The 21,675-nt window shown below is 66.5% G+C and carries 18 protein-coding genes; 14 read left to right on the forward strand and 4 right to left on the reverse strand.

The features are described from left to right. Positions 1-336: 336 nt before the first annotated feature. From J4D28_RS06870 to J4D28_RS06880, 3 genes are all read left to right on the forward strand, one after another. Positions 337-738 (forward strand): cytochrome c5 family protein, encoded by a 402-nt coding sequence (locus J4D28_RS06870; protein WP_009049717.1) that lies wholly within the window; start codon positions 337-339, stop codon positions 736-738. 86 nt (positions 739-824) lie between these two features. Continuing rightward, positions 825-2,153, forward strand: coding sequence for a D-arabinono-1,4-lactone oxidase (locus J4D28_RS06875; protein ID WP_173477443.1), 1,329 nt, complete (start codon positions 825-827; stop codon positions 2,151-2,153). A gap of 83 nt (positions 2,154-2,236) precedes the next feature. After that, on the forward strand, positions 2,237-3,445 hold the full coding sequence (locus J4D28_RS06880) for a DSD1 family PLP-dependent enzyme (protein WP_207246399.1): 1,209 nt from the start codon (positions 2,237-2,239) through the stop codon (positions 3,443-3,445). A 115-nt stretch (positions 3,446-3,560) separates the two neighbouring features. Here the strand turns inward: J4D28_RS06880 and J4D28_RS06885 are convergent, their stop codons facing one another. Beyond that, positions 3,561-4,511 (reverse strand): transporter, encoded by a 951-nt coding sequence (locus J4D28_RS06885; RefSeq protein ID WP_103331301.1) that lies wholly within the window; start codon positions 4,509-4,511, stop codon positions 3,561-3,563. A gap of 271 nt (positions 4,512-4,782) precedes the next feature. Here J4D28_RS06885 and J4D28_RS06890 point away from each other — a divergent pair, with 271 nt between their 5' ends. From J4D28_RS06890 to J4D28_RS06900, 3 genes are all read left to right on the forward strand, one after another. Then, positions 4,783-5,820: an AraC family transcriptional regulator gene (locus J4D28_RS06890; protein ID WP_028682844.1), complete on the forward strand. Its 1,038-nt coding sequence runs from the start codon at positions 4,783-4,785 to the stop codon at positions 5,818-5,820. 109 nt (positions 5,821-5,929) lie between these two features. Continuing rightward, the gene (locus J4D28_RS06895; RefSeq protein ID WP_009049712.1) at positions 5,930-6,814 is read left to right on the forward strand and encodes a Dyp-type peroxidase; all 885 of its coding nucleotides are present in this window, start codon (positions 5,930-5,932) and stop codon (positions 6,812-6,814) included. 28 nt (positions 6,815-6,842) lie between these two features. Beyond that, positions 6,843-7,811, forward strand: a complete 969-nt coding sequence (locus tag J4D28_RS06900; RefSeq protein ID WP_103331302.1) for a Gfo/Idh/MocA family protein — start codon at positions 6,843-6,845, stop codon at positions 7,809-7,811. Positions 7,812-8,288: 477 nt separating this feature from the next. Here J4D28_RS06900 and J4D28_RS06905 read toward each other — a convergent pair whose 3' ends face one another. The 3 genes from J4D28_RS06905 to J4D28_RS06915 form a co-directional block, all read right to left on the reverse strand. After that, positions 8,289-9,947, reverse strand: a complete 1,659-nt coding sequence (locus J4D28_RS06905) for a phosphoethanolamine transferase (protein ID WP_404940511.1) — start codon at positions 9,945-9,947, stop codon at positions 8,289-8,291. 133 nt (positions 9,948-10,080) lie between these two features. After that, positions 10,081-10,818, reverse strand: coding sequence for a TorF family putative porin (locus tag J4D28_RS06910; RefSeq protein WP_028682847.1), 738 nt, complete (start codon positions 10,816-10,818; stop codon positions 10,081-10,083). 131 nt (positions 10,819-10,949) lie between these two features. After that, on the reverse strand, positions 10,950-12,692 hold the full coding sequence (locus tag J4D28_RS06915) for an amidohydrolase (protein WP_103331303.1): 1,743 nt from the start codon (positions 12,690-12,692) through the stop codon (positions 10,950-10,952). Between the two features lie 103 nt (positions 12,693-12,795). Here J4D28_RS06915 and J4D28_RS06920 point away from each other — a divergent pair, with 103 nt between their 5' ends. The 8 genes from J4D28_RS06920 to J4D28_RS06955 all read left to right on the forward strand — a co-directional run bounded on the left by J4D28_RS06920 (position 12,796) and on the right by J4D28_RS06955 (position 21,484). Next, positions 12,796-13,713, forward strand: coding sequence for a LysR family transcriptional regulator (locus J4D28_RS06920; protein WP_009049707.1), 918 nt, complete (start codon positions 12,796-12,798; stop codon positions 13,711-13,713). A 38-nt stretch (positions 13,714-13,751) separates the two neighbouring features. After that, complete coding sequence (gene lexA / locus J4D28_RS06925; RefSeq protein WP_028682849.1) at positions 13,752-14,369, forward strand: transcriptional repressor LexA; 618 nt, start codon at positions 13,752-13,754, stop codon at positions 14,367-14,369. Continuing rightward, a complete protein-coding gene (gene imuA / locus J4D28_RS06930; RefSeq protein WP_103331304.1) occupies positions 14,369-14,986 on the forward strand; it encodes a translesion DNA synthesis-associated protein ImuA in 618 nt (205 codons plus the stop codon). The genes lexA and imuA overlap by 1 nt, the downstream gene beginning before the upstream one ends. A gap of 7 nt (positions 14,987-14,993) precedes the next feature. Then, on the forward strand, positions 14,994-16,409 hold the full coding sequence (locus tag J4D28_RS06935; RefSeq protein ID WP_103331305.1) for a DNA polymerase Y family protein: 1,416 nt from the start codon (positions 14,994-14,996) through the stop codon (positions 16,407-16,409). Next, positions 16,406-19,489 (forward strand): error-prone DNA polymerase, encoded by a 3,084-nt coding sequence (locus J4D28_RS06940; protein ID WP_103331306.1) that lies wholly within the window; start codon positions 16,406-16,408, stop codon positions 19,487-19,489. The genes J4D28_RS06935 and J4D28_RS06940 overlap by 4 nt, the downstream gene beginning before the upstream one ends. Before the next feature lie 284 nt (positions 19,490-19,773). Then, positions 19,774-20,430, forward strand: coding sequence for a CsgG/HfaB family protein (locus J4D28_RS06945; protein WP_223815619.1), 657 nt, complete (start codon positions 19,774-19,776; stop codon positions 20,428-20,430). Positions 20,431-20,456: 26 nt separating this feature from the next. Further along, the gene (locus J4D28_RS06950) at positions 20,457-20,828 is read left to right on the forward strand and encodes a DUF4810 domain-containing protein (RefSeq protein WP_009049701.1); all 372 of its coding nucleotides are present in this window, start codon (positions 20,457-20,459) and stop codon (positions 20,826-20,828) included. Beyond that, positions 20,825-21,484 carry a DUF799 domain-containing protein gene (locus J4D28_RS06955; RefSeq protein ID WP_016705380.1) on the forward strand — a complete coding sequence of 220 codons (660 nt, stop codon included), beginning with the start codon at positions 20,825-20,827 and terminating at the stop codon, positions 21,482-21,484. Before J4D28_RS06950 ends, J4D28_RS06955 begins: the two co-directional genes overlap by 4 nt. The last annotated feature ends 191 nt before the right edge of the window (positions 21,485-21,675 follow it).

The raw sequence follows: 21,675 nt of genomic DNA on the forward strand, positions 1-21,675 counted from the left end.
GCGGAAAGTCGTGCAGCAGAGGTGTGATGGTGTGGTTCTTTGGGCCAAGAGTAGCCGCTTTTTCCCATGGAAAAACAGCCTTTGTTTCAACCGGCGCTGAAGCGCTGGCTGCGTCGTCACCATCGCGAGCAAGCTCGCTCCTACAAGGGGCCGCGTAATCCTGTAGGAGCGAGCTTGCTCGCGATAGCCGCATAGCGGCGGTTGCGCCAACCCATCGCTCCCACCGGCCTGGCCGCAGATGCCCCCCTCGCTGGCCCGCAATGCCCTCAGGCCGTGGCGGCGCCTGCCTTAGTGTTGGCTCTGGGTCGATCCCGACCGTCACCCGAGAGGAACACCATGCCGGCACCGACTGCCTCGCTGCGGTTTTCATCCGTCACCAGGCTGTATCGCCTGGCGCGCCTCGCGCTGTGGTTGGCGCTGGGCGGGCTGCTGGTTGCCTGTGGCGACCAGAGCGCGCCGCCATCGGCGGCGGCCGTGCAACAACTGCCCGACGATTCGGCGCTGGCGCGGATCTACGACAGCAGTTGCAAGCTCTGCCACACCAACCCGGCGTCCGGCGCGCCGCTGACCGGCGATGTCCAGGCCTGGCGCCCGCGCATTGCCCAGGGCGCCGACACCCTGCTGGACCACAGCATCAACGGTTACAACGGCATGCCGCCGATGGGCCTGTGCATGCAGTGTTCCGAGGCGCAGTTCCTCGCCCTGATCCGCTTCATGTCCGCACAAGACCTCCAATAACCCGGCACAGGGACACAGGCATGACCATGCACCTCACACGACGTCAGTTGCTGCAACGCAGCGCAGTCGTCGGGACGTTCGGCGCGCTGACCAGCAACCCGCTGCTGGCCGAGCTGGCGCGGGCGCCACGGCTGATTCCCTGGCGCAACTGGTCCGGCGCGCAAAGCTGCCTGCCCCTGGCGCGGCTGGCGCCCAAGGACCTGGATGAGCTGGTGCAGGTGATTCGCCAGACCCCGGGCAAGATCCGTCCGGTGGGCTCGGGGCATTCCTTCAGCGCCCTGGTGCCCACCGACGGCACGCTGCTGTCGCTGAGTTTCTTCAGCGGCCTGCTCAGCCACGATGCCGCCACCTTGCAGGCCGAGTTCGCCGCCGGTACGCCGATGTCGCGCATGGGCGCGCCGCTCAAGGCGATCGGCCAGGCCCTGCCGAACATGGCCGACATCGACTACCAGACCCTGGCCGGGGCCATCGCCACCTCGACCCATGGCACCGGGGTCGGCTTCAAGTCCTATTCGGCCCAGGTCTGCGGCCTGCAACTGGTGACCGCCAGCGGCGAGGTGCTGGACTGCGACGGCAGCCGCAACGCCGAGGTCTTCAGCGCCGCGCGGGTGTCCCTCGGTGCCCTGGGCGTCGCCACCCGGGTGTGCTTGCAGAATCGCCCGGCCTATCGCCTGCGGGAAAAACAGTGGATCGCCAAGACCGAGGAACTGCTCGAAGACCTGGCGAAAAACACCCGCGACAACCAGCACTGGGAAATGCTGGTGGTCACCCATTCCGACTACGCGCTGTCGATCGCCCTGAATGAAACCGAGGAGCCGGCGACCCCACCGGTGGACCCGGCACAAGAGGGCGGCAACGAGTTCGTCAGCCTGATCGAGAACCTCGACAAGTACCTCAGCGACTTTCCTGAGACCCGCCGCACCCTGCTCAACAGCCTGCGGCATTTCGCCAGTTTCGACGATCGGGTCGGCGACTCCTACGAGGTCTACGCCAACGTGCGCAACGTGCGCTTCAACGAAATGGAGTACTCGGTGCCGGCCGAGCATGGCCCGGCGTGCCTGCGGGAAATCCTCAAGCTGATCCGCGACAAGGACCTGCGCACCTGGTTTCCCATCGAGTACCGCTACGTCCAGGCCGACGATATTCCCCTGAGCATGTTCGAGGGCCGCGACAGCTGTTCGATCTCGGTGCACCAGCACTACGGCATGGACCACCACAACTTCTTCGCCGCCGTCGAACCGATCTTCTGGAAATACGCCGGCCGCCCGCATTGGGGCAAGTTGCACAGCCTCAACGCCCGGCAGTTGCAGGCGCTGTACCCGCGCTGGCGGGAATTCACCCGGGTGCGCGAGGCGCTGGACCCCGGCGGCAAGTTCCTCAATGCACACCTGTCGTCCATCCTGGGCGTGGTCTGAAGGGAGAAAAAAGCATGAATCGACGCAACTTCCTGCTCGGTACCGCAGGTGTCGGCGCGTTGTTGGCGGGGGTGGGGGCCTGGCTGCGGCCCCCCGCCCGGGGCGGGCCCTACAGCGACTATTTCCGCGTGCTGAACCGGGAGCTCAAGGCCCACGGCCCGATGCGCCCGGTGATGCTGATCGACCTCGACCGCCTGGACCACAACATCGATATGGTGCTGCAGTCGGTCAAGCGCGGCGGCAAGCAGCTGCGGCTGGTGGAGAAGTCCCTGCCATCGCCGGAGCTACTGGCCTACATCGGCCAGCGCGCCGGCACCCAGCGCCTGATGTCGTTCCACCAGCCGTTCCTCAATCACGACGCCCAGTGTTTTCCCGAGGCCGACATCCTGCTGGGCAAGCCGCTGCCGGTGCGCTCCGCCGAGCTGTTCTACCAGGGCCACAAAGGCCCGTTCGACCCGGCCCGGCAGTTGCAGTGGCTGATCGACACCCCGGAACACCTGCAGCAATACCTGGCCCTGGCCCGAGGTTTGGGCACCCGGTTGCGGATCAATATCGAACTGGACGTCGGCCTGCACCGCGGCGGGGTGAAGGACAGCCTCGAACTGGGGCCGCTGCTGACCCTGATCGCCGCCAACCCCCAGCACCTGGAGTTCGCCGGCTTCATGGGCTACGACCCCTTTGTCGGCATGGGCGTGCCGGGCATTCTCGGCTCGCCCGAAGCGCTGTTCGCCAAGGTCATGCAGCGCTACCAGAGCGCCGTGGACTTCACCCGGCAACGCCATCCGGCGCTCTGGCAGCCGGGGCTGACCCTGAACACCGCCGGCAGCCCCAGCTACCGCATGCATGAGCAGGAACAGTTGAGCAGCGAAGTGTCGGTGGGCACGGCGATGCTCAAGCCGACCCACTACGACCTGCCGTCCCTCAGCGAACATCTGCCCGCGGCCTACATCGCCACGCCGGTGCTGAAAAGCACCGGCCCGGTGCGCATCCCGGCGCTGGACGACAAGTCGAAGCTGTTCGCCTGGTGGGACCCGAACCAGCGCGAGACGTTCTTCATCTACGGCGGCAACTGGCTGGCCGAGTTCGAGTCGCCCTCGGGGCTGCAAAGCAATGGCTTATTCGGCCGCAGTTCCAACCAGGAGATGGTCAACGGTTCGCCCGCCGTGGGCCTGGGGCCGGACGACCAGGTGTTCCTGCGGCCGATGCAGAGCGAAGCGGTGCTGCTGCAGTTCGGCGACCTGCTGGCGGTGCGCGGCGGGCGGATCGTCGAGAGCTGGCCGGTCTACAGCTAGGTTTTTGCGCTGTCCTCGAGGTCTTTCGCGAGCAAGCTCGCTCCTACAGGATTGCGTTCTGTAGGGGCGAGCTTGCTCGCGATGAACGATAACGCGCAGTGCTAGGCATTCCGCGTCACAAGGAGAACGGAATCGTCAGCTTGGCCCACAGCATCTCGCCCTCGGGCCGGTTCTCCACGTCGAACTCCTTGGCCCAGCGGATCTCCGCGCTGGCGTACTTGAGGAAGGTCAGGTACAGCGCCGGGCCGATGGCGAACACCTGGCCGCGCACGCCGTCGTCCACGTCTTCGCCGAGAAACTGCACGGTGCGGCCGTACTGTTTGTCGTCGGTGGTCTGCTTCAGGTAGTAGCCGTTGAGCCCCAGGCTCAGGTTGTCGGTCACCTTGTAGCTGGCGGAATAGTCGAAGTGGAAGATCTGCCCGGACTTGTAGTCGGTGGCGTGGTTTTCCTCGTTGAAGCTGTAGGTGGTTTTCATCGACAGCTCGGTGCGCGGGGTGGGCAGCCAGGTCACCGAAACCAGCGGCTTGTAGGTGTAGAAGTTGTTGCTGGTATTGGCCAGGCGCGTCGCGTCGTACTTGCCGGTGGGAACGGTGATTTCCACGGCGGCGCCCAGGGTCAGGTTCTTGCCCATGTCCCACAGGATGATCGGCGCGATGGTGGTGTCGCCCATGCTTTCGCGCTGGTCCTTGAGGCCGAAGACTCCCACCTGCTGGCGCAGATAAGGTTGCGCCATGTAGCCGCCGAGGCGCCCGCCGAACAGCCGCAGCGGGCTCAGGTAATCGAGGCGGGGAATGATCGCGTCCGAGACGATCCGCACGTCCGGCACCTTGCCGCCCAGGGAGCTGATATTCAGCTTCCGTGCCTCGTAGTGGTTGTAATAGAGGTTGAAGGCGAACATGTGGTCCGGCAGGCCGTTGACGTCCAGCGGCAGGATGAAAAAGCCGTCGGTGCCGGTGCCGATGTTGTCGACCCCGGACTCGGTGGCCGGTGCCAGGGCGGGCAGGGCGGCGATACAGGCCAGGCTGGCGGCGAGGCGCCGGGAGCGATGCGTGCGGGTCGAATTCATGTTCGGGCTCTTATTATTGTCAGTGGGCGCGCAGTTGGCCGGTTTCCGGCCGCCTCATAGGAATAAGCCTTCGGCGCCTGGCCAGGCAGGGTATTGGCGGCCACTGAGGGGGACTTTCGCGGCCAGCCTGCAATGACTTGTTACATCCTTCCATGAGCGCGAGCGGAAAACGCTATGCTGAGCGAGCGCTCGCCTCGCCCTGGCGGTGATGGGAGCGGGGCGCATAACCAGAATAAGAATTGCAGCCGAACCGGCTCGGGACCCGATGCCCATGCAGACCAAAGCCGTCGATCCACAGTACCAACTGGCCCTGGTTTCACCCTTCCTGTTGCAGACCCTGGCCGAAGTCGCCGGCAGCCACGGCGTCGACCCGCACGCCCTGTGCCGCGGCCTGGGCTTTACCCTCGACGACCTGCAGGACCCCGCGCAACGCATCTCCTACCGCCAGGCCGTGGCAATGATCCAGCGCGCGCTCAAGGCCTTGCCGCAGCAGGGCCTGGGCCTGTGGGTCGGGCACCAGAACGTGCTCGGCACCCTGGGCCTGCTGGGGCATGTGCTGTCGCTGTGCAAGACCCTGCGCGATGCCTTCGACATCGGCCTGCGCCATCAGCACACCACCGGCGGCCTCGCCAGCTGCACCATCCAGCAACAGGGTGACGAGTTTTTTGTCGAGGCCGAATGCCGGCTGCCTTACAGCGACGTGCAGATATTTGCCGTCGAAGAGTTCTTCGCCAGCCTGCCGGTCTATGGCCGGGCCCTGGTCGGCGCCGACTTCAAGCCGCTGCGGATCGAGTTCACCCACGCCGCCCCGGCTTATCGGGACGAGTACCTGCGGCTGCTGGGGCCGGATGTGCACTTCGGCTGCCTGCACAACCGCCTGGTCATCGCCAGCCACTGGCTGGACACGCGCCTACCCAACCACCACGCCGTGGCCCTGCGCCAGGCGCTCAAGCTGCTGGAACTGGAAAGCGCCCAGGTGCACCGCAAGCTGGACCTGATCCAGGCGGTGGAGCGGGCCATCTCCCGCGACCTGACCCAGGGCAGCCATATCGAGCAGGTCGCCAGCGACCTGAACATGAGCGGGCGCACCCTGCGCCGACGCCTGAGCGAGCACGACCTGACCTTCGAAGCGCTGCTGGAGCAGGTGCGCCGGGCGCGCACCCTGAGCCTGCTGGCCAACCCGCAGCTGTCCATCGAGCGCATCACCGAGGCGGTGGGCTACAGCGACGTGCGCAGTTTTCGCCGGGCATTCAAGCGCTGGACCGGCCTGAGCCCCAGCGCCTACCGGGAAGAGGGCGGCCAGTTGTAGGGCATGGCTTGCGGCGGCGTGACGATTCACCGCGCAGGTCCATGCGTGTCTAAACCCCCACAAATTGTGGTGCGCCGGGTAAACTCCGGGCTTTCTTCAAGGAGTCGCTATGAGTTACTACCAGCCGGGCATTCTTGCCACCCCCGTTCCGACCCAGGCTCGTCACCTGTTTTTCGCCCTCGAATCCATCGAGGCGCTGCCGGCGGCGATCGATCGCTTGCTGGCGCTGGTGGACGGGAAAACGGCGGTAGCGGGTTTCGGCGCGTCGCTGGTCAAGGCGCTGGGCGCCCGCGTACAGGGGCTCAAGGCCTTCCCGGCGCTGACCGGGGTCGGCGTCGACAACCCTTCGACCCAGCACGCGCTGTGGGTCTGGCTGCATGGCGAAGACCGCGGCGAGCTGCTGCACCGCAGCAACGCCCTGGAGGCCGCCCTGGCCCCGGCGCTGCGCCTGGTGCAGATGAACGAAGCCTTCCGCCACAAGACCGGCCACGACCTGACCGGTTACGAGGACGGCACCGAGAACCCCCACGATGAAAAAGCCATCGCCGCGGCCCTGGCCGAAGGCGCCGATGGCCTGCGCGGTGGCAGCTTCGCCGCGATCCAGCAGTGGCAGCACGACTTCAAGGGTTTTGCCGCGATGCATCAGGAGGAGCGCGACAATATCATCGGCCGCCGCCTGAGCGACAACGAAGAACTGGACGACGCGCCGGAATCGGCCCACGTCAAGCGCACTGCCCAAGAGAGCTTCACCCCCGAGGCCTTTATGGTGCGCCGTTCGATGCCATGGATCGAAGGCGACAAGGGCGGCCTGATGTTCCTCGCCTTCGGCCACAGCCTCCACGCCTTCGAAGTCCAGCTGCGGCGCATGAGCGGCCTGGAAGACGGCATAGTCGACGGCCTGTACCGCATGAGCCGGCCGATCACCGGCGGTTACTACTGGTGCCCGCCGCTGCAGGACGGCCGCCTCGACCTGCGCGCCCTGCAAGCGGTCTGACCGGCCAATGGACACAGCAGGAGAGGGCATGCGGCCCGTACGCTGGGGCATGATCGGTTGCGGCAGCGTCACCGAACGCAAGAGTGGCCCGGCCTTCTACAAGGCGCCGGGCTCGGCCCTGGTGGCGGTGATGGGCCGGCGCCTGGAAGCGGTGCGGGACTATGCGACACGCCACGGCATCGCGCGTTTCTACACCGATGCCCAGGCGCTGATCGACGACCCCGAAGTGGACGCGGTGTACATCGCCACGCCCCCCGACAGTCACCACGCCTACAGCTTGCGGGTGGCCGCCGCCGGCAAGCACTGCTGCGTGGAAAAGCCGATGGCGTTGAACGCCGGGCAAAGCCTGGAAATGCAGCAGGTTTTCCAGCAGGCCGGATTGCACCTGTTCGTGTCCTATTACCGCCGGTCCCTGCCGCGCTTCCAGCAGGTGCGGCAATGGCTGCGGGACGGGCGCATCGGTGAGGTCCGTCACCTGAGCTGGACCCTGACCAAGGCGCCGTCCGAGGCCGATCGCAATGGCGGCAGCAACTGGCGCACCGCCCCCCAGATCGCTGGCGGCGGTTACTTCGCCGACCTGGCGAGCCACGGCCTGGACCTGTTCCAGTACCTGCTGGGGGACATCACCGAGGTCGCCGGTTTCACCGCCCGGCAGGCCGGGCTGTACAGCGCCGAGGACGCAGTGAGCGCCAGCTGGCGTTTCGCGAGCGGCGCCCTGGGCACGGGGGCCTGGAACTTCGTCGCGGACCGTCGGGTGGACCGGGTGGAGATCATCGGCAGCCAGGGGCGTATCGGCTTCTCGGTGTTCGACGAGCATCCGCTGCAGTTGGACGCCGATGAACAGCTGAGCCTCTTCATCGACAACCCCGAACATATCCAGTGGCACCACGTGCTGGGCATGAACGCCCATATCCGTGGCCAAGCACAGCACCCGGCCCTGGCCACCGAGGCGCTGAAGACCGACCGGATCATGGACCTGATCCTCAAGCGCGGTTAGGCCTTACGGAACGTGCACGATCTTCTTCTGTAAATGATAACGCGGTGCGCCAGGCCAACCGCGTCGCGGCCTTCGCGAGCAAGCCGGATCGCGCCCGCTCACTCCTACGGATCGTGCGCGACCTTCTTCTGTAGGAGCACAGCTTGCGTGCGATGAACGATGACGCGGTGGATCAGAAATTCCGCGTCGCGGCCTTCGCGGGCAAGCCTCGCTCCTACGGATCGTGCGCGACCTTCTTCATGTAGGAGCACAGCTTGCGTGCGATGAACGATGACGCGGTGGATCAGAAATTCCGCGTCGCGGCCTTCGCGGGCAAGCCTCGCTCCTACGGATCGTGCGCGATCTTCTTCTGTAGGAGCACAGCTTGCGTGCGATGAACGATGACGCGATGCGCCAGGCAAACCGCGTCGTTCCCATCGCGGGCAAGTCGGATCGCCGCCCGCTCGCTCCTACAGAGGCGAGGCTGTACCGGCGGCGCTAGTGCGCCGCGGTCATGTTCGGCCGGCAGGAATGGAAGATGTCCAGCCGCGGCTGGTACAGGCTGGTCTTGACCTCGAACAGCCCGAGCACCGAGTGGAACAGGTTGTCGTGGCTCAGGTCCGGCTCGCCGCGCTTGCCTTGCAGGCAGTCGCGCTGGATGCCCAGGTCGGCCAGGGCCTGCTGGCCGAACCACATCAGCATCGGCACATGGGTCTGCGCCTGCGGCGCCAGGGCGTAGGGCGCGGCGTGCAGGTACAGGCCGTTTTCGCCGAGGGACTCGCCGTGGTCGGAGACGTACAGCATCGAGGTGTCGAAGCGTTCCTGGTTGTGCTTGAGCAGCTCGATGACCCGGGCCAGGAAGTGGTCGGTGTAGAGGATGGTGTTGTCATAGACGTTCACCAGTTCCTCGCTGCTGCAACTGCCCAGCTGGTTGGTGTGGCAGATCGGGGTGAAGCGCTCCAGGTTCTTCGGATAGCGGTCGTAGTACTCCGGGCCATGGCTGCCGTCGGCGTGCAGGACGATGATCGCGTTGTCGCCGAGGCCATCGATGTACTGCTGCAGGTCCACCAGCAGGGCCTCGTCCAGGCAGTTCTTGCCATCGCAGAAGGGGCTCGGCTGGGTCTTGGGAATGTCGCGGTTCGGCACCCGCAGGCAGGTGCCCTTGCAGTCGCTGTTGTTGTCCAGCCACAGCACCTGCACGCCGGCCCGTTGCAGCACATCCAGCAGGCCTTCGTAGGTCTTGCCCTTCTTGTCGCTGTAGTCCTCGCGGGGAAACATCGAGAACATGCACGGCACCGAGACCGCGGTCGAGGTGCCGCAGGAGTGCACCTGGGTGAAGTTGAGGATGTCCAGCCTGGCCAGCTCCGGGTTGGTGTCGCGGGCATAGCCGTTGAGGGAGAAGTGGTCGGCGCGGGCGGTTTCGCCGACCACCAGGATCATCAGCGACTTCTTCTCCCGGGCGCTGGCCTGGGCGCTCATCGCCGCGTCCTGGCCGATCGGCTGGATCACCAGGTGTTGCTTGATCCCCAGGCTCTGCTTGGCGTATTTGCCGAGGGCGTAGAGGTAGTTGGTCGGGTTGATGAAGTGGGTCAGCTTGTCTTCTTCGCGAAAGACCGGCGCGTAGGTGGAATAAAAGGTGCCGACCGAGACCGCGATCACCAGCACGCAGGCGGCAATCACCAATAGCTTGTTCAGCAGGCCGCGAAAGAACGGCCGGTAGCGCACCGGGGTACGCCAGATCAGCACCACCGGCAGCAGGCCCAGCACCAGCAGGTAGCCCAGCAGCTTGAAGTTGAACAACGCGGCGGCTTCGCCCGGGTTGGTCTCGAACGCGTTCTGCACCATCACCGTGTCGATGGTGATGCCGTACTGGTTCATGAAATACGCGGCGGCGGCCGAGGTCAGGGCCACCAGGCTCAGCGCCGGTTTCAGGGTCCAGCGGAAGGACACCAGGGTCAGCAGCAGGGTGATGGCGGCCCACAGGAACAGCCCGAAGGAGGCGAAGAACGCCAGCTTGTGCAGGCCCTGCAGGCTGATCAGGTGGCCCAGCGCGCGCCAGGTGGCGAAGTTGTAGAGCGCCACCAGGGCCAGGGAAAACAGCAGTACCAGGCGGGTCGATGTGATTGACGCGAATCGCAGTCCTTTGCCCAAGACCATTTCAGTTCGTTCCTCCGGGTAGAGATACAGGCACCAGCAGTGGCACTGCTGACTGTAGAGGGTCATTGGTCAAAAAAATGTCGAAAGGGCGCGGGCCGTTATCCCGAATCACGTCGAACCGCGCCCGCCGGATTCAGAAAGTCTTCCTGGCACTGGCGACCCAGGTCGCGCCACACAGGTCGCTGAACCCGTAGTTGCTGGTGCACTGGCTTTTCGACAGGTCGGTATCGATATAGCTCAGGCCCAGCACCACGCCTGCCACCTCGCGGGTCAATCTGGCCTCCCATTCGTGGTAGGCATCCTCGCCCTGGCCCGAGGCCGAGATCAACCGTGGGTCCTTGAAGTCCATCTCGCCGTAACGCAGCTTCAGCCCCAGGCCCAGGGGCAGCTCGGTCTCGTAGCCCACGTAGCGATACAGGGTGTTTTGCTGGCTGTCGATGCCCGCGGCGTCGCTGGAGTAATAGGCGGCCAGGCTGACCCCATAGGCACTGAAAATCCCGTAGACCTCGCTCTGGTTGAATTGCCCTTCCCTGGGGTAGCTGTACTTGAGGTAGCCCAGGTCGAGGCTGATCGCGTCGCTGGCCTGCCACAGCCAGCCGGCGTAGTAGTCGACTTCCTGGCGGGTCTTCAGGCCGCCGCCGAAATCGACGTTGGAGGTCCACGCGCCCAGGTACAGGCCGCTGCTGTGCAGCAGGGTCGCGGCGGCCTGTGCGGCGGGGTCGTTCTGGGTCTGGGAAATGCCGCGGGTGCGGTAGTCGCTGGCCAGGGTCAGTTCCAGTTCCACGGCAAAGTCATCGTTCAAGGGCAGGGCCTGGCTGCCCAGGGGCAACAGGCTCAAGGCGCCGATGGCGAACAGGCTGAGGGTCTTCATGTGGGCGTCCCGTGTTGTTGTGATTGTTATGGGCAGGTTTCAGGCAAGGCTGCGCCGGCCCCACGTGCGCAAGGACGTGGGGGCGGGCAGTGGAGCTGTTTTTCTAGAGGGATCGATCTGGAGGGATCGGGCTAGAGAGGCCGGGCGTAGACTTCGCGGCCGGCGAACCAGGTCTGCAGCACCTGGGTTTCATGCAGGGCCTTTTCGTCGACACGGAACACGTCGCGGTCCAGCACGATGAAGTCGGCCTGTTTGCCGGCGCTCAGCGAGCCGATCCGTTGCTCCAGGCCGATGGCGCGGGCGGCGTTGAGGGTGTAGGCGTAGAACATGGTCTCTCGGTCCAGGCGCTCGTCGGCGTTGAGCACCCCCAGCGGCCCCGTGCGGGTGATGGCCTGGGCGATGGCGTTCCACGGGTTGGGCGAGGACACCGGCCAGTCGCTGGCCCCGGCGAGGGTCGCGCCCTGCTTGAGCAGCGAGTGCGCCGGGTACTGGTAACGGAAGGCCAGGGCGCTGACATACGGCTTGATCATGTCCAGGGTGTAGTCGTCCGCCGAGGCCCACAGCAGTTGCATCGAGGCGATGACCCCCAGCGGCTTGAAGCGGGTGAACTCCTTCGGGTTGACCATCTGCAGGTGGGTGATGGAGTGGGCGATGCCGCTCTGGCGGTCCTGGCGCGCCTGGGCGATGCCATTGAGGGATTCGCGCACCGCGCGGTCGCCGATGGCGTGGATGTGCACCCGCCAGCCGCGCTGGTCGATGGCGCTGACCAGTTCGCCGAAATGCTCGGGATCGATCAGCAGTTCGCCCTGTTTGTGCGAGTTGCTGTAGGGATCGATCATCGCCGCGCTCTGGGCCGGGTACTCGATCACCCCGTCGGCGAAAATCTTGACGCCGGGCAGGGTCAGGTTGGGGATGCCCTGGAATTGCTGGCGCACCTGCTCCAGCACGTCGAGGTCGGCAGGGCGGCTTTTCGGGTTGGCCACCAGCAGCGCGGCGACATGGGCGCTCATGCCGCCGCTCTCGGCGAGCGCCTTGTAGGCCGGCAGCACGCCGACGGTCTGGGCCGTGGGCTTGAGGGCGAACACCGCTTCGCCGGGGGCGGCGTTGGCCGCCGGGTCCATCCAGGCGGTGATGCCCAGGCTGTTGTTGTAGCGCACCGCCGATTGCGCCGCGTTGAGCAGGGCGGCGCTGCTGGGCACCGGCATTTTCGCCGCGACCCGGTCCCAGCCGGCGTCCACCAGGAAGCCATTGGGGCGGCCGTCGGCGAGCTGGCCTATGGTGTCGCGCTCGGCCTGGGGCAGGGTCTTGAGCAGGGCGGCGTCGATGCCGGCGCGCTCCAGCATTGCGTCATTGGCCCAGGCGGTATGGTGATCGCTGCCGGTGAACACCACGGGCACCCTGGCCCACTCGCCGGCGTTGAAGCGCTGGCCCAGGGCTTCGGCCTGGGCCCAGTAGGCCGAGCTCATGCCGGCGATGCTGAGGACGTCGCCGTGCCGGGCCTTGCCGTCGTCGCGCCAGGCGCGCAGTTTTTTCTCCAGCTGGTCGAGGCTGACCACCTTGTCCTGCATATTGGCCGAGGTCATTTCCAGGCCGCCGAAGATCGCGTGGGAATGGCTGTCGATCAGGCCGGGCATCAGGGTCTTGCCGCCCAGATCGATGACCCGGGTGCCGGTTTCGATCAGGGCCTTGATCTGCGCGTCGCTGCCCACTTGCAGCACCTTGCCGTCGGCCACCGCCAGGGCCTGGACCTTGGGCTGGGCGCGATCGGCGGTGAACACCTGGCCGTTGAACAGCACCAGGTCGGTGGCGGCCATGGCTTCCATTGAGGCAAAACTCACTGCAATCGTCAGCAGATTCGGGATGAACCTTTTCATTGAGTATTTCCTTGTTATTGCGTCTGATGGCCAGATTAGTGGCTTGCCAGAGCCGACAGAACGCCTCGCTGACGAAAAACGTTTTTGCCTGAATGGAAAAAGCATGGACAAGTTGGGTGCATTAAAGATGTTCGTGGTCACCGCGCAGCTCGGCAGTTTCAGCCGCGCCGCCGAGCAATTGGGCAAGACCCCCTCGGCCCTGACCAAGGCGGTCAATCACCTGGAAGTCGAGCTGGGCGCGCGTCTGTTCGAGCGCAGCACCCGACGGATCCTGCTGACGGAAGTGGGGCGGCTCTACCTGGAAACCGCGCGCCAGGTCCTGCAGCGGCTGGAGGAGGCCGGCGAGGAAATCGAGCAGTTGCAGCATGGCCTGCGCGGCAACCTGAAGATCACCGCGCCGCTGGCCTATGGGCAGGCCTTTCTCGACCAGGTGTGTGGCGGTTTCCTCGAGCAGTATCCGCAGATCGACCTGCAGGTGGACCTGTGCGACGAGTTCGTCAACCTGCTGGAAAGCGGCTACGACCTGGCCCTGCGCGAAGGCCATGACGACCTGCCGGGGCTGATTGCGCGGGTGGTCGGCAGCAATTGCCTGGCCTTGTGCGCCAGCCCGGCCTACCTGGCGCGCAAGGGCGTGGCGGTGACGCCGCAGACCCTGGATGAACACGAATGGCTGCTCTATCGCCATCCCTTGCTCAGCCGCGAGTTCTGGTGGGTCGAACGGGACGGGCAGCGCCTGAGCCTGCTGCAACCCCGGGCGCCGCGGCTGCGCAGCGACAATTACGACCTGTTGCTGGCCAATGCCCTGGCCGGGCGCGGGCTGTTGCACACCCCGTTGTGGAGCGCCGCGCCTTACCTGGCCGACGGCCGCCTGGTGCGGGTGATGGCCGACTACGCCATCGACCCGGACTGCTTCGGGCCGCACATCCTCGCGGTCTACCCCAGCCACCGGCGGGCCACGGCCAAGGTGCTGGCGTTCATCGATTACATCAGCGCGTTCCTGGCGAGCCGTGGCCTGGGCTGACTGGCGGTTCTTGTCAGGAAAACCCGGGAGGAGTACAAATGTACTCCATGACTACTTTATCTCCCCGCCGCAGTGCCATCCTGACCTTTATCCGCGAGCGCATCGCCGAACATGGCCAGCCCCCGAGCCTCGCTGAAATCAGCGAGGCCTTCGGCTTCGCCTCGCGCAGCGTGGCGCGCAAGCATGTCGTGGCCCTGACCGAGGCCGGCTTCATCGAGGTCAACCCCCATCAGGCCCGAGGCATCCGCCTGCTCAACCAGCCGCCGCGCCCCGAGTGGCTGGAGATCCCGGTGCTCGGCCGGGTCGCCGCCGGCCTGCCGATCGGCGCCGATGCCGAGGTGCACAGTCGCTTGCTGCTCGACCCGGCGCTGTTTTCCCGTACCCCCGATTACCTGCTGCGGGTCCAGGGCGACTCGATGATCGAGGACGGCATCCTCGACGGCGACCTGGTGGCGGTGCGTCGCGACAGCGAGGTGCGCAACGGCCAGATCGTGGTGGCGCGGCTGGATGGCGAAGTCACCATCAAGCGTTTCGAACGCCTGGCCGATGGCGTGCGCCTGCTGCCGCGCAACCCGGCCTATGCCCCGATCCTGATCGGCGAGGACCGGGACCTGGCCATCGAAGGGGTGTTCTGTGGCCTGGTGAGGCAAGGCTGATGGGCGCCGTCGTGGCACTGGAGACGCTGTTCAATGCCGGCCGGGTGTGGAAGGGCCGCCCGACGGCGCCCGCCGCCAGCCCGCAGCCCACCGGCCACGCCATGCTGGACGCGGCCTTGCCCAGCGGCGGCTGGCCTGAAGCGGCGCTGACGGAAATCCTTATCGCCGCCCAGGGTGTCGGCGAGCTGCAACTGCTGTGGCCGACCCTGGCCCGGCTCTCGGCCGCCGGCGAGCGCATCGTGCTGGTGGCGCCGCCCCATGTGCCGTACCCCCAGGCCTGGCAGAACGCCGGGGTCGACCTGCGCCAGCTGGCGGTGATCCAGGCCGGCGAACGGGACGCCCTGTGGGCCGCCGAGCAGTGCCTGCGCTCGGGCAGTTGCGGGGCTGTGCTGTGCTGGCCGCAACAGGCCGACGACCGCGCCTTGCGGCGGTTGCAGGTGGCGGCCGAAACCGGCCAGACCCTGGCCTTTGCCTACCGTCCCCTCAAGGATGCCATCAACCCCTCGCCAGCGGCCCTGCGCATCGCCGTGGAGGCCCGGCCGGCGCAGCTGCGGATACTCAAGTGCCGCGGCGGCCTGGCCCATGCGGCGCCGATCGCCTTCGCCCCGGGGCACTGAGGTTGCCATGCGCTGGGTCTGTATTCTGTTCCCGCAATTGGCGCTGGACGCGGCGCTGCGCCAGCGCCCCGAGCCGGACGCCGCGCTGGCGTTGCTCAGCGGGACGCCGCAGCGCCGGGTGATCCAGGCGGTGAATGCCGCCGCCCGCGAGCTGGGGTTGCGGCCCGGGCAGTCGTTGACCGCCGCCCAGGCCCTGAGCAAGGACTTCGCCAGCGCCGAATACGACGCCGACGAAATCGCCCATTGGCAGCAGTTTCTCGCGGCCTGGGCCTACCGTTTCAGTTCCCAGGTCAGCCTTCATTATCCGCGCACCCTGGTGTTCGAGATCGAGTCGAGCCTGGGCCTGTTCGGCCCCTGGCCACAGCTGGAGGCGCGCCTGCGCCAGGAGCTGAACGCGCTGGGTTTTCGCCACCGCATCGTCAGCGCGCCGAATCCGGCGGCGGCCCGGGTGCTGGCCAATGCCTACGACGGGCTGGCGGTGACCGACCAGGAGCAATTGCGCCAGGCCCTGGGGCGCATGCCCGTGGAGCGTCTCGGCCTGCCGCCGGGCGCGGCCACAGCCCTGTCGCGCATGGGCCTGCGCACCTTCGCCCAAGTGCGCGGGCTGCCCCGGGACACCCTGGCCCGGCGTTTCGACGCGGGCCTGCTCAAGCACCTGGATACTCTGTTGGGCGAGCGTTCCCTGGCGCTGGCGTTCTATCAGCCGCCGGACCGTTTCGATCTGCGCATCGAATTGAATTTCGACGTGCTGTCCCACCAGGCCCTGCTGTTTCCCCTGCGCCGCCTGACCTGCGATCTGGCGGCGTTTCTCTGTGGCCGTGACAGCGGGGTGCAGCGCTTCGACCTGCACCTGGAGCATGTCGAGCTGCCCGACAGCCTGATCAAGGTCGGCCTGCTCAGCGCCGAGCGCGAACCGGCGATGCTGTTCGAACTGGCGCGCGGGCGCCTGGAGCAGGTCCAGGTGCCCGCGCCGGTGCGTGGCGTGCGCCTGGTGGCCGAGGATTTGCCGCGCTTCGTGCCGCAGCACCGCGAGCTGTTCGACGAGCGCCCGCAGCAATCCCTGCCCTGGGAGCAGTTGCGCGAACGCCTGCGCGCCCGCCTGGGAGACGAGGCGGTGCATGGCTTGCGTTTCCACGCTGACCACCGTCCCGAATGCAGCTGGCAACCGGTCGGCGACAGCCAGGCCTGCCCGCTGCTGCCCGGACCCCGGCGCCCGGGCTGGCTGTTGCGCGAGCCGCTGGCGTTGCAGGAGGGGGCGGCGCGCATCCTCATGGGGCCGGAGCGCATCGAGTCCGGCTGGTGGGACGGCGGCGACGTGCGCCGTGACTATTACCTGATCGAAACCCGCGGCGGCCAGCAGGGCTGGGCGTATCGCCCGGTGGGCGAGGCGGGGCCCTTGCTGTTGCAGGGCTGGTTCGCATGAAGGGCTACGCCGAACTGCACTGCCTGTCGAACTTCAGTTTCCAGCGCGGTGCCTCCAGTGCCCGCGAGCTGTTCGAGCGGGCGGCGGCCCAGGACTACCAGGCCCTGGCGATTACCGACGAGTGCAGTCTGGCCGGCATCGTCCGGGCCTGGCAGGCCTCGAAGGACTGCAACCTGCCGCTGATCGTCGGCAGCGAAATGCGCCTCGACGACGGCCCCAGGCTGGTGCTGCTGGCGGAGAACCTGGAGGGCTACCAGGGCCTGTGCCGGCTGATTACCCGCGCCCGACGCCGGGCGCAGAAGGGCCAGTACCAGCTGTTGCGGGAAGACTTCGAGCAGCCCTTGCCGGGGCTGTTGGCCCTGTGGCTGGCGGACGCTCAACCAGAGGGTGAGCGGCAAGAAGCGGGGCGCTGGTTGCAGCAGGTGTTCGCCGACCGGCTGTGGCTGGCCGTGGAGCTGCATTGCGGCCAGGACGACCAGCGGCGCCTGGGTGAATTGCTGACGCTGTCTCGGGAGCTGGGCATTGCCGCCGTGGCCTGCGGCGATGTGCATATGCATGTGCGCGGGCGCCGGGCCTTGCAGGACACCATGACCGCGATCCGCCATCACGTGCGGGTGGCCGAGGCCGGCCAGCGCCTGCACCCCAATGGCGAGCGGCATTTGCGCAGTCTCGAGGCGTTGCGCAGCCTTTATCCGCCGGCCCTGCTGGAAGAGTCGCTGAAGATCGCCGAGCGCTGCCATTTCGACCTCGGGCAACTGCATTACCAGTACCCCCGGGAGCTGGTGCCCCAAGGGCAGACGCCCACCAGCTGGCTGCGCGAGCTGACCGAGCGCGGCATCGTCAAGCGCTGGCCCGGGGGCGCCAAGCCCAAGGTGCTCAAGCAGATCGACGCTGAGCTGGAACTGATCGCCGAGCTGGGTTACGAGAGCTATTTCCTCACGGTGCACGACATCGTCAGTTTTGCCCGCGGCCAGTCGATCCTCTGCCAGGGCCGGGGCTCGGCGGCCAACTCGGTGGTGTGTTTCGCCCTGGGCATCACCGAGATCGACCCGGACCGCTCGACCCTGTTGTTCGAGCGTTTTCTCTCCCGCGAGCGCAACGAGCCACCGGATATCGACGTGGACTTCGAGCACGAGCGCCGCGAGGAAGTCCTGCAGTACGTGTTCCAGCGTTACGGCCGCCATCGCGCCGCGCTGACCGCGGTGGTCAGCACCTACCATGGCGCCGGCGCGGTGCGCGATGTGGCCAAGGCCCTGGGCCTGCCGCCGGACCAGGTCAACGCCCTGGCCGATTGCTGCGGGCATTGGAGCGATACGCCGCCGGCCGTCGAGCGCCTGCTGGAGGCCGGTTTCGACCCGGACAGCCCGGTGCTGCGCCGGGTCCTGAGCCTGACCGGGCAACTGATCGGCTTTCCCCGGCACCTGTCCCAGCACCCCGGTGGCTTCGTGATTTCCGAACAGCCGCTGGACTCCCTGGTGCCGGTGGAAAACGCGGCCATGGCCGAGCGCACCATCATCCAGTGGGACAAGGACGACCTGGACGCGGTCGGGCTGCTCAAGGTGGATGTGCTGGCGCTGGGCATGCTCAGCGCGATTCGCCGCTGTTTCGACCTGATCCATGGCTATCGGGGCCAACGGCTAAGCCTGACCAGCATTCCCGCCGAGGACCCGGCCACCTACGAGATGATCGGCCGTGCCGACACCATCGGCGTGTTCCAGATCGAATCGCGGGCGCAGATGTCGATGCTGCCCCGGCTCAAGCCAAAGGATTTCTACGACCTGGTGATCGAGGTGGCCATTGTCCGGCCGGGGCCGATCCAGGGCGGCATGGTCCATCCGTACCTGCGTCGGCGGGACAAGAAGGAGGAGGTGACCTATCCCTCCGAGGAACTGAAAGAGGTGCTGGAGCGGACCCTGGGCGTGCCGCTGTTCCAGGAACAGGTGATGCAGATCGCCATTGTCGCCGCCGACTACACCCCCGGCGAGGCCGACCAGTTGCGCCGCTCCATGGCCGCCTGGAAACGCCACGGCGGCCTGGAGCCCCACCGCCTGCGCCTGCGCGACGGCATGCGCGCCAATGGCTACAGCGACGAATTCGCCGCGCAGATCTTCGAGCAGATCAAGGGCTTCGGCAGCTACGGTTTCCCCGAATCCCACGCCGCCAGTTTCGCCTTGCTGACCTATGCCAGCTGCTGGCTCAAGTGCCATGAGCCGGCGGCCTTCGCCTGTGCCCTGATCAACAGCTGGCCCATGGGCTTCTACAGCCCCGACCAGATCCTCCAGGACGCGCGCCGGCACCATCTGGCGATTCGTCCGGTGGACGTGTGCGCCAGCGCCTGGGATTGCAGCCTGGAACCGCTGGCCGGCGCGCAGCCGGCGTTGCGCCTGGGGCTGCGGATGATCAAGGGCTTTCGCGAAGACGACGCGCGGCGCATCGAGGCAGCACGCCAGTACGCGCCCTTTGTCGATATCGCCGACCTCGGGCAACGGGCGCGCCTGGACAGCCGCGCCCAGGAACTGCTGGCCGATGCCGGCGCCCTGCGTGGGCTGGCCGGGCACCGGCATCGGGCGCGCTGGGAAGTGGCGGGGGTGCAGCAACAGCTCGGCCTGTTCGCCGGCCTGCCGCGCCAGGAGGAGACGCCCGTGGCCTTGCCGCGGCCGACGGTCGGTGAGGATCTGCAGGCCGATTACCTGAGCGTCGGCACCACCCTCGGGCCCCATCCGCTGGCCTTGCTGCGGGACGAACTCAAGGCCCGGCGCTGCCGCAGTTCCCGCGAGCTGCTGGAGGTCGAGCACGGGCGCCCGGTGAGCATCGCCGGGCTGGTCACCGGACGCCAGCGGCCGGGCACCGCCAGCGGCGTGACCTTCGTCACCCTGGAAGACGAGTTCGGCAACGTCAACGTGGTGGTCTGGCGCGACCTGGCCGAACGCCAGCGCAAGGTCCTGGTCGGCGCGCAGTTGCTCAAGGTCGACGGCACCCTGGAAACCGAAGGCGAGGTCCGCCACCTGATCGCCGGCCGCCTGAGCGACCTCAGCGACCTGCTGAGCGGCATCACCATCCGCAGCCGCGATTTCCGCTGAGCCGGTCACGCTGCCGCAGGCTGCGACCGGCGTCGCAGCCATCGCGGGCAAGCCTGGTGCATCCGGCGGTCAATCGACTGGCGCCAGGATTTTTATTTCTTTTCGCAATGATGGCACTTTGGCATAATCGCCGTCGCCGACGCCTCCTGCGTCACGTTTCAGCATGCCCTGACTGCTATTTCCGAACCCGCCGAAGCCGTGTTTCGCAAGGCTGTGGCAGGGCGCAGGCACTTTTTATGAATACTCAAAAGGAACCTAGAGTGAGACTGATCTCGAAGTTGGTGATGTCGGGCGTAGCGTTGGCCGTACTGGCGGGCATGAGCGGTTGTGCCACGGAAAGCTCCCGGGCGTTGCCGGTGGAGAAGGTCCAGAGCGCCAATCAGGTGTGGACCGGTGCTCGGGTACCGATGGCGGTGGGCAAGTTCGATAACCGCTCCAGCTACATGCGCGGGATCTTCTCCGACGGCGTCGACCGCCTCGGCGGCCAGGCCAAGACCATCCTGATTACCCACCTGCAGCAGACCAACCGCTTCAACGTGCTGGATCGCGACAACATGGGCGAGATCCAGCAGGAAGCGGCAATCAAGGGCCAGGCGCAGAAGCTCAAGGGCGCGGACTTCGTGGTGACCGGCGATGTCACCGAGTTCGGCCGCAAGGAAACCGGCGACCACCAGCTGTTCGGCATTCTCGGCCGCGGCAAGACCCAGGTGGCCTACGCCAAGGTGGCGTTGAACATCGTCAACATCAGCACTTCCGAAGTGGTGTATTCGACCCAGGGTGCCGGCGAGTATGCCTTGTCCAACCGCGAGGTGATCGGCTTCGGCGGCACCGCTTCCTACGACTCGACCCTCAACGGCAAGGTCCTCGACCTGGCCATGCGCGAGGCCGTCAACCGCATGGTCGAGGCGATTGACGCCGGTGCCTGGAAACCCAGCCGCTGATCAATACCGCTGACAGGGAGAAGAGCATGTTCAACACCAAGATGGCCCGGCCGCTGATGGCCGCCATGTTGCTGGGCAGCGTATTGCTGGCCGGTTGCAGTGGGCCGAAGACGCTTTACCAGTGGGAAACCTACCAGGCCCAGACCTACGAGTACTTCAAGGGCGAGGAGGCCAAGGAGGCGCAGGTCGAAGCGCTGGAGCGCGACCTGCAGAAGATCAAGTCCACCGGCAAGGCGGTGCCGCCGGGTTACCACGCGCACCTGGGCATGCTCTATGCCGGCCTGGGCAAGGACGACCAGATGGTGCAGCAGTTCAATACCGAGAAGGCGCTGTTCCCCGAGTCCGCGCCGTACATGGACTTTCTGCTGAAAAACGCCAAGAAGGGAGCCGGCCAATGAACCTCTGCACCTTGCGCAACCTGATGGGCCTGTTGGCCGTCAGCCTGCTGGTGGGCTGCGCCACGCCCAAGACCGTGGACTACTCGGCCTACAAGCAGGCCCGGCCGAAGTCGATCCTGGTGCTGCCGCCGCTCAACGAGTCGCCGGACGTCAAGGCCACCTACAGCATGCTGTCCCAGGTGACCTTCCCCCTGGCCGAAGCCGGTTATTACGTGATGCCGATCGCGGTGGTGGACGAAACCTTCCGCCACAACGGCCTGACCAACCCGGCGGATATCCATGGCCTGTCGCCGGCCAAGCTCAACGAGATCTTCGGCGCCGATGCCGGGCTGTATATCACCGTCAAGGAATACGGAACCAGCTACATGCTGATCAGCAGCGCCACCGTGGTCACCGCCAGTGCCACCCTGGTCGACCTGAAGACCGGCACCACGTTGTGGACCGGTACTGCCCGGGCCTCCAGCGAAGAGGGCAACAATAACAACGGCGGTGGCCTGGTGGGCATGCTGATCACCGCCGCGGTGAAGCAGATCATCAACACCTCCACCGACGCCGGTCACCCGATCGCCGGCATCACCAGCCAGCGCCTGCTGTCGGCCGGGCAACACGCGGGCCTGTTGTACGGTCCGCGCTCGCCGAAATACGGCACCGACTGAGGTCCGCAGGGCGGGCAATCCGCCCTGTGCCAGGCGACGTTTGCGAGCGTCCGCCTGGACCTTGCGCCAACGCCTATGCTGTTTGTTCAATCCTGTCCGGCGCGTGCTGGGTGCACTCGCGGGCAGGGCGACCGACCAGCGGCAGCGGTGATTCGGCCCAGGGGCTGAAAATAGTGAAACCATCCGCACGC

It is taken from the genome of Pseudomonas sp. GW531-T4 (assembly GCF_017349615.1).
In the GTDB taxonomy this organism is placed as follows: domain Bacteria; phylum Pseudomonadota; class Gammaproteobacteria; order Pseudomonadales; family Pseudomonadaceae; genus Aquipseudomonas; species Aquipseudomonas chlororaphis_I.